This is a genomic window from Rubripirellula obstinata, assembly GCF_001642955.1.
GTDB classification, from domain to species: domain Bacteria; phylum Planctomycetota; class Planctomycetia; order Pirellulales; family Pirellulaceae; genus Rubripirellula; species Rubripirellula obstinata.
This window is the reverse complement of the sequence record NZ_LWSK01000205.1, coordinates 1-5401: the sequence shown is the minus strand read 5'-3', so window position 1 is coordinate 5401 and position 5401 is coordinate 1. Positions and strand designations below refer to the sequence as shown.

The window sequence follows — 5401 nt, the reverse complement described above, 5'->3', positions numbered from 1 at the left end:
GGGACGAAGTCCGCGCCGACGGACCGTATCGCGATGGTGTATTGCGGATAACCATTGCATGCACCGGAGTGGCGGCCGCACACTTTTCTCTCTGCTTGCACGTCAAATCCCGCCACCTCGGTGATGCATACCGTTATCCGACTGAAATCATTGCATCCACGCTATGACTGACTTCGATGCGTTTATCGCTGCTGTCGAATCGCTTGACGGTGATGAACGCTTCACCGTGATGGGTGACGAATGCCCGGTGATTCCACCCGATGATGACTTCGGATACGAGGCGACGCCTAAATCCGCAATGGTCTTCGGCATGATGGGCGTTGACGGGGTGCATTACGCGATACTCAAACGCAACGGTGAAATACGCGATGACTCACCGGTCATTCACGTTTCGCCTACCGATTCCGACTCACCACTTTCACTTCTGGCTCATACCTTCTTGGACTATTTGGCGACTGCGTGCGACGTCGACTCGCTCAAAATGCGATCCATCTTGGATCGCGAACGCACGTTCGGCAACGCTCTTGTTCCGTTCATGCGTGACCGTTTTTCCCATTCTCGCTTTGACCTTGATGGCTTCGGATCGCAGATTACGCTATACTCCGGACTTCTCGTCGATGCTGGCACCCAAGACGGCGGATAACCATGGGATGCACCGGAGTACGGCTTGCGCGTTTTTCTGTGATGGTTGACTTTTATCTCCGTACCCGGTGATCCCGACCGTTATCCGACTGAACCGCGGACACTTGCTGCCCGCCTCGCGCCCTGCGGGGCATATCCAAAGCTTGAAACACGACCGCCAAAACTGCTTTGCCTCTAACGCTCGATCAATACTCAAGTCCTGACTGCCCTGCGGGGCATCAACCAACGCCTTAATCTCAATGCTCAACTAATGCAGACGTGCCGGATGCACTGCGTGGCACAACCAACGCCTGACTTCGGTTCCTCGATTTAATGCTGCTTGCCGAAACTTGCCTTGCCTGCCAATCTTTGCTATCCTTTCAGCACGGTGGATGTCACCCACGGGGACGAAGTCCGCGCTGACCGATCGTATCGCACTGGTGTGTTGCGGATAACCATCGCATGCACCGGAGTGGCGGTCGCACGCTTTTCTCTCTGCTTGCACGTCAAATCCCGCCACCTCGGTGATGCATACCGTTATCCGTACTTGTGCTGTGGAATGCACTCAACCGCTAAACCGAAAACGTCTGTCCATGGTTTGGAGACCGTAAGCCAATGGTGAACTTTAGAACGCTAAGAACGGAACCTTCTGGTTGCCTATTTCATCTGCCGTATCTGCTGGTAGGCTCTCACACGATTCTCACGGCGGATGCAAAGGGCACGCCACGATCGACGCTTTGTTCTTTTCCTCTAGGCCTGTCGATCGCGTCATGCCCTTTGCTTCCTTCCATCCTGTGGTGAAACTTGGGATACTCCTACGTTCGGTCTTGATTTTTACTAACTCCAAAATTCACTCATCCCCCTTAAAGCGATCTGATGCTCAGGTGGCGAACGGATAACCATGGGTTGTTCCGGAGCGGGGCTTGCGCGGGCTTTGGTTCGGTTTGACACTTTACACTCCCCGCCCGGAAAACCCGGACGTTATCCGACTGAGTGCTCGGTCGTGGCGGCGGACTCTGCGGGGCACAGCCAGTGCCTTGATTTGTTGATCGCTCACTTACTCCTACGCTTCGCCCCGCTTCATTTGCTTGCGACTGGACTTTCACATCGTTACTCTGGACGGTACTGGTCGATTCCTACGGTTGCTCGCGTCGCGGGTCACGGACGGAACGGGACGCCAGCGGAACACGACCCAACCCTCGTCATGATTCGATCCCCGATTCCGAAGACCTTTACCGCGATGCAAAACTTGTTCATGTGGCGACGTCCCGTCGATGTTTTCTGCTTCGCAGGCTACGCTCGATCCAGTATGGCGGCGTCCCGCCGATGTTTTCTGCTCGCGCAGGTCATCCTCGATTCACACCGATGTTTTCGCATTGCCTGTTCTCGGTCTTGCGCCTCGGGCCTGTCGCTGATTTCCATCGCATCCCATGCCGACGGATAACCAAAGGATGCACCGGAGTGGGGCTTGCGGCTGCTTTCTGATGGTTACCTTTTCCGTCCCCACCCGGTGATCCTAGACGTTATCCGGTATGGCAACGCCCGGGGATGCTTGACTTCGCTACAAAGCGTTCTTGCCGACTGAAGGCAACGCTGCCCTGCGGGGCATTTGCAACGCCCGAAACTCGCTACTCTCTTCTCGTGATGCTTGTTTGTCGCGTCGGTCTGATTTGATTTCGATACCTTTCCGCTGGTGCATCCTCACTGTTCAAACGGTCATTCGACATTGTCCTTTTCGTCAAATCATGGGTTTGTCGCAATCGTGAACCTCGTGTCGTCATGCTCGAAATTCGCTACAATCCCTGCCCCGGTGGTCAAAAGATCGGATGGCGACGTTCCGTCGTTGTTTTCCGCTCGCGCGGTTTACGCTGGCGGCGTCCCGCCGTTGTTTTCCGCTTCCGCGGGTCAACGCTCGACTCATGACGCGGATAACCATGCGATGCACCAGAGCGGCGGTGGTTGGCCGATTTTTAAACTTGCAAGTCGTTCGCCGCCGCCCGGTGATCGCGACCGTTATCCGACTGAAATCCCACTGCTGCAACCTCGATGACGAATGAACACGCTGATTGGCTGACGGTCGAATACCCGAACTTCGCTTCGTTCTGCATCCCGCCGGACGCAACGCACGAACTAATTGATGACGACTCCACGATTTGCGTTACACACAAGGCAACTGACGTCCTTGCAAGCCTGTATCCGCTTCGGCAATCGTTATCTGCGTGCAACGACTCACTTGAACTTGAACTGCGTGACTTTACGGATCGCTGCATCCGACCACGTGCCGAAATTGACACGGTGTCATACGAACCGCCCGTCGACGTTGACTTTACTGGGATTGCTTGCATTCAATCTGTGCTGACCATTGGCGATAATCGTATCTGGCTTGCACGTGCCTACGCCCGGATTGGCGGCGACCAAATGATGCTGATACACTGGAATGGGCCACGTGAACTTGCCCCTGACTTCCCAATGGGACTGTTCGTGTCTCTTGTCCCGTTGTTCGCAACCCAATACGGCGGATAACCATAGGATGCACCGGAGTACGGCTTGCACGCTTTTTCGTGATGGTTGACTTTTCTCTCCGTACCCGGTGATCCCGACCGTTATCCGACTGGGCCGCGGTCACTTGCTGCCCGCCTCGCGCCCTGCGGGGCACAACCAACGCACGACCAAACCCGCTTTGACCCCAACACTCGATCAATACTCAAGTCCATACTGCCCTGCGGGGCATCAACCGACGCCCGAATTCCAATGCTCAATCAATGCTGAAGTGCCGGATGCACTGCGTGGCATCAACCAACGCCTGTCCTTGGATACTCGATTTACTGCTGCTCGCCGAAACTTGCTTGACCGACCGCTCTTTGCTACGATTTCAAAACGGTGGCTGTCACCCACGGGGACGAAGTCCGCGCTGACGGATCGCATCGCAATGGTGTTTTTCGGATAACCATTGCATGCACCGGAGTGGCGGTGGCAGACCTTTCCCTTTGCTTGCAAGTCAATCGCCGCCACCTCGGTGATGCATACCGTTATCCGACTGGGTGCTCCGTCTCTCCGCTTCGTTCTCCAACGCTCGGTCTTTGTCGCCGACCGGACATGGTTGCGTTAAAACGATTGCTTGGTCACTCCTTCTCTGCGTGTGGTGGACGCTCGCTGACTCTATCTCCGCTGCACCCCGGCCCAAACTCCGCTTCAACGCTTGATCCTTTACTTGCACGAAGGTCGCGACGATTCGATTCGCCGCTAGCCTGCTTTTCCGCTTCAACGCTTAACTGTGCGACTCGAATCCACGCGACCTTTCCCCGCTGCATCACTTTCCTACTCGTCTCCTTGCACGCTTTTCCCAGCTCCACCTCCCGCAAACGAACGGAATGTCGCCGATGGGATTTTTCTCCACTTCTTTAAGGCATCCCATCGGCGACATACCGTTCGCTTGCTGACCGCTGCTTTGCTCGCACCGCCCGCGATCCTGCTGCTTGCCTTTGCGTTGACCCCGACGCTACACTTTAGCCTGTGAACCAACGCTCCATCCAGCATGGCGACGTCCCGTCGTTCTTTTCCAACGCATTGATCATGCTCGATTCAATGCAAAGGGATAACCAAAGGATGCACCGGAGTGGGGCTTGCGGCTGCTTTCTGATGGTTACTTTTTCCGTCCCCACCCGGTGATCCTAGACGTTATCCCGCTCGGTGCGCGGTCTCTCCGCTTCGACGCCGAACGTTCGATCGCTTGCTTTCCTACACATCGAGACTCGTTACGTCGGATCGCTTGCTTGGTCACTCCTTCTATGATCGTGCTGGTCGCTCGCTGACACTAACTCCGCTGCACCCCGGCCCGATCTCCGCTTCAACGCTTGATCCTTTACTTGCACGAAGATCGCGACGACTCGATTCGCCGCTAGCCTGCTTTTCCGCTCCAACGCTTAACTGTGCGACTCGAATCCACGCGACCTAAAACCGCTTCACCAGCTTCTGAATTGTGCACTTGCACGTTTTTCCCCGCTCCACCTCCCGCAAACGAACGGTATGTCGCCGATGGGATTTTTTTCCACTTCTTTAAGGCATCCCATCGGCGACATACCGTTCGCTTGCTGACCGCGATTCCGCTGCTTGCCTTTGCGCTGATCCCGACGCTACACTCTAGCCTGTGCACCAACGCCCCATCCAGCATGGCGACGTCCCGTCGTTCTTTTCCAACGCATTGATCATGCTCGATTCAATGCAAAGGGATAACCAAAGGATGCACCGGAGTGGGGCTTGCGAGATTTTCCGTGATGGTTGACTTTTCCGTCCCCACCCGGTGATCCTAGACGTTATCCGACTGAAATGACTTCATGAGCGCCCGAGTCTTTTGCCTGATCGTTACGTCGCTTGCAATCCCAGCGTCTTTCGTCGCCGCACCTTATCCCACTGAACTTGTGCTTCAGCACCTCCCAACACTTGTTGGCTTGATTGCGCTGCTCATCGCGACAAGTTGGTTTAACGTATCGCGAACCTCGTTCTGCTGCTCAATTGCGTTTCTCTGGATTCACATCGTTGGTGCTCGCTGGATCTATTCGTTTGTCCCGTACGACACATGGTCCGCTACACTGACGGGCTACACTATATCTGACACATTCGGCTGGAAACGCAACCACTACGATCGAATGGTACATTTTGCTTCTGGGATTTTTGGCTTGCCGTTGTTCTCTGAATGTTTACAAGCGTTTTTGCGTCTCAAGCCGCTTCCTTCTGCACTTATTGCAATGTCCGGCGTGCTTTCGGTGGGCGCGGCATACGA

At 55.2% G+C, this 5401-nt stretch carries 7 protein-coding genes; all 7 read left to right on the top strand.

The window, feature by feature from the left end:
* Positions 1 to 163 precede the first annotated feature (163 nt).
* Positions 164 to 643 carry a hypothetical protein gene (locus tag RC85_RS24720; RefSeq protein WP_068267450.1) on the top strand — a complete coding sequence of 160 codons (480 nt, stop codon included), beginning with the start codon at positions 164 to 166 and terminating at the stop codon, positions 641 to 643.
* Between the two features lie 366 nt (positions 644 to 1009).
* Positions 1010 to 1243, top strand: coding sequence for a hypothetical protein (locus RC85_RS27835; RefSeq protein WP_149753172.1), 234 nt, complete (start codon positions 1010 to 1012; stop codon positions 1241 to 1243).
* Between the two features lie 582 nt (positions 1244 to 1825).
* Positions 1826 to 2065, top strand: coding sequence for a hypothetical protein (locus tag RC85_RS27830; protein ID WP_068267446.1), 240 nt, complete (start codon positions 1826 to 1828; stop codon positions 2063 to 2065).
* 366 nt (positions 2066 to 2431) lie between these two features.
* Complete coding sequence (locus RC85_RS24710; RefSeq protein WP_068267444.1) at positions 2432 to 2671, top strand: hypothetical protein; 240 nt, start codon at positions 2432 to 2434, stop codon at positions 2669 to 2671.
* The gene (locus tag RC85_RS24705) at positions 2668 to 3144 is read left to right on the top strand and encodes a hypothetical protein (protein ID WP_068267442.1); all 477 of its coding nucleotides are present in this window, start codon (positions 2668 to 2670) and stop codon (positions 3142 to 3144) included. Before RC85_RS24710 ends, RC85_RS24705 begins: the two co-directional genes overlap by 4 nt.
* Before the next feature lie 357 nt (positions 3145 to 3501).
* Positions 3502 to 4026 carry a hypothetical protein gene (locus tag RC85_RS27825; RefSeq protein WP_149753175.1) on the top strand — a complete coding sequence of 175 codons (525 nt, stop codon included), beginning with the start codon at positions 3502 to 3504 and terminating at the stop codon, positions 4024 to 4026.
* A gap of 929 nt (positions 4027 to 4955) precedes the next feature.
* On the top strand, positions 4956 to 5401 hold a 446-nt coding region (locus RC85_RS24680; RefSeq protein WP_068267435.1), incomplete at its 3' end, for a DUF2238 domain-containing protein.